The following is an 800-nucleotide window of genomic DNA, read 5'->3' on the forward strand; positions in this document are numbered from 1 at the left end:
CAGTAAGCCGTAAGCTTCGTTATCACCGCCATTAGTCGTTGGATCCTGAATATAATTTATCCCGCTTAGCTGAAACTTCTCTACTATTTCAGTATTACCGCCTCCTGCACCTGCAAAATCTTCCGTCGTTGCTAATACATCAAAGTTGACATTGTTGATGACTGTACCGTTATTTAAGGTAACACTAAAATTACCCAGACGAGCAGTTGAAGATGATCTACGACCAAAATCGCGAATATAGAATTTGAGATTGGTTACAGGATCTGCAAAACTTACTGTAAACGTTCCATTATTAGCAGCACGTTCGTTGAATTCTATGTAGTCATTATTTCCATTTGCATCAAATAATCCTCCTGTCGTTGAGACGGTTACACTAGTAGCCCCAACGTTTGAATTTAATACTGCTGTTTGATTTCCTGTGCCTGAAGTACTACCTCCAGTCTCCCATATTTCTGCCTCACCACATTCTACCGTATCTAAAATTCCATCATTGTCATCATCTACATCTACAGTATCTGGAACTCCGTCATTATCACTATCAATGATGGTACATGCAGTAGATATAGAAGCATCAGTAACCGTACTATTCGTTCCAGGATAACTCGCTGCGACTACACTACCATCTGCATTGGTTGCAGGTGGATTGCCTGTACCATACGCACCTCCATCGCCTCCATCTGCATTGGGATCATTATAGGCTTCATTAGCATCGCTACATCCATCATTATCGCTATCAAGATCAAAACAATCTAAAATACCATCACCATCTGTATCTACCGCAACAGCCGCCTTGATTCCAA

Annotated in this window: 1 pseudogene; it reads right to left on the reverse strand. The window is 41.1% G+C overall.

The annotated features are described in order from the left end of the window. Positions 1-800: pseudogene (locus ABD000_RS14005) on the reverse strand (hypothetical protein); the annotation flags it as partial.

Origin of the sequence: Gangjinia marincola (assembly GCF_039523415.1) — a bacterium.
In the GTDB taxonomy this organism is placed as follows: domain Bacteria; phylum Bacteroidota; class Bacteroidia; order Flavobacteriales; family Flavobacteriaceae; genus Gangjinia; species Gangjinia marincola.